A 2,017-nucleotide genomic window follows, 5' to 3' on the forward strand; every position below is an offset into this window, starting at 1 on the left:
CGCCGACTTGTCGAAATAGGTGCGCGCCGCCATTTCGATGCCCCAGGCGTTATACAAAAAGGGCACGGTGTTGAGATAGGTTTCGAGGATCTCGTCCTTCGAATACAGCGCCTCGATCTTGAACGCGGTGATCGCCTCCTTGAGCTTGCGCGTCAGCGTTGGCGCGCGGCCGATCTCGTCGGGAAACAGATTGCGCGCCAGCTGCTGCGTCAGGGTCGAGCCGCCCTGCTTGTCGCCGGAAAAGGTGCGCAGCGCCGCGCCGCCGAGGCGATAGAAATCGATGCCGTGGTGTGCGTAAAAGCGGTGGTCCTCGGTGGCGATCAGCGCCGCCGTCACCTGCGGCGAAATTCCGGCAAGCGTCACCCACTCCCGGTTGGCCCACTTGAACACCGCCAGCTCCTTGCCATCCGCCGACATCACCCGCGCCGGCTGCTCCAGCTTGGCCTTGCGGATGTCGCCAATGCCCGGCGTGAAGGGGATCAGGATGATCGAGTAGGCCAGCAGCAGCGCCGGGGGCGCCGCCAGCGCCAGCGCGACGCCGCGCCGGGTGGGGTGGCGGAGGCGGGCGAGGAGCGGGGTGGCACGGAGCCTGAGATCGGCAAGGTTCACGGCGGTGGGGCGGTTCGTTCAGGGCGGAACGACTTTTAACACACCTCCCGCCTTGCAGCCCACGCCGGGCAGGCCTCCTTCAGCCCTCCTTCGGCGCGGCCGGCGGCGGGGAGGCATCCCCGGATGTCTGGTGAAAAACGTGCTCTTTCACCGGGCGACCGCCCACCAGGTGCTCGTCGACAATGCGCTCCATCACCGCGTCGGTCACGCCGTAATACCAGGTGCCGTCCGGCTGCACGCAGAGAATCGGGCCGCCCCGGCAGGCCGCGAAGCAGGCGGCGCGGGTGCGCTTGACGCGCAGATCGCCGGCATCCAGCCCGGCCGCCTTGAACTTGCTTCCCAGGCTGTCGAACAGCGCCTGGGCCTGCCCGTCGGCCGTGCAGCGGGGGCCGGTGCACACCAGCAGGTGACGGCGGTAGGCGCCGATCCGGGGTTTGACGATCCCGCTCACGCCTCCACCTCGGCGGTTTCGTCGTCGGCTTGGGCGGCGTCGAGGGGTTCGGCCAGCAGCGCGGCGATGTAGTCCTCGGGCAGACGATGCTCGGCGGCCAGTTCGGCGGCGCTGCGGCCGCTGGCGTGCAGGCCGGCACGCCAGCCGGTGAGGCCGGTGGACAGCGAGCGGCCGGCCTGTTCGCCGTGACGGGTGGCGCCGCTTTCCACGTCGTATTTGTTGCGATAACCACGCGGGGTGACCATCAAGCCGTGCTGGATGAAAGTGTTGGAGTTGCCGATCAGGACCGTGGACAGCATGCCGATGTCGCAATCGGTCATTTTTTCCAGCGTGGTGAATTCGATGCGCTGCCTGGGCCGGTAGGCCGACTTGACGATGGCCACCGGGGTATCGGGGCGGCGGTGGCGCAGGAAGAGCCGGCGGGCCTCGACGATCTGCCCGGTGCGGCGGCCGCTTTTGGGGTTGTAGAGCGCGACCACGAAATCGGCATAGGCCACCGCGTCGAGGCGGCGGGCGATGGTCGGCCACGGGGTCAGCAGGTCCGACAGCGAAATCGCGCAGAAATCATGGGTCAGCGGCGCGCCGACCAGCGCGGCGCAGGTGTTGAGCGCCGAGGCACCGGGGATGATCTCGACTTCGATGCCGGAATCGGGCGTCCAGCCGGCCTGGAACAGCACCTCGAAGGTCGGCCCGGCCATGCCGTAGACGCCGGCGTCACCGGACGAGATCAGCGCCACCTTCTTGCCTTGGCGCGCACGCTCGAAGGCTTCGATGGCGCGGTCGAGTTCCTCGGTCATCGACTTCCGGATGACCTCCTTGCCCTCCAGGAGGTCGGCCACCAGACGGATGTAGGTGACGTAGCCGATGACGGTGTCGGCTTCGGCGATGGCCGCGCGGGCGCGGGCGGTAAGGTGGTCGTGACTGCCGGGGCCGAGGCCGACCAGCATGATCTTGCCG

3 protein-coding genes are annotated in these 2,017 nt (G+C 68.3%); all 3 read right to left on the minus strand.

Going from position 1 to position 2,017, the window contains the following annotated elements; genetic code table 11:
• Positions 1 to 609 (minus strand): biosynthetic peptidoglycan transglycosylase (locus VYI76_RS03280; RefSeq protein ID WP_326523348.1); only part of this gene is annotated, 609 nt, incomplete at its 3' end.
• A gap of 79 nt (positions 610 to 688) precedes the next feature.
• Complete coding sequence (locus VYI76_RS03285; RefSeq protein ID WP_326523349.1) at positions 689 to 1,060, minus strand: (2Fe-2S) ferredoxin domain-containing protein; 372 nt, start codon at positions 1,058 to 1,060, stop codon at positions 689 to 691.
• Positions 1,057 to 2,017, minus strand: a 961-nt coding sequence (gene cobJ, locus VYI76_RS03290) for a precorrin-3B C(17)-methyltransferase (RefSeq protein ID WP_326523350.1), incomplete at its 5' end; no start/stop codon positions are given. The genes cobJ and VYI76_RS03285, both read right to left, overlap by 4 nt.

It is taken from the genome of Sphingomonas sp. (assembly GCF_035910975.1).
Lineage (GTDB): Bacteria > Pseudomonadota > Alphaproteobacteria > Sphingomonadales > Sphingomonadaceae > Sphingomonas.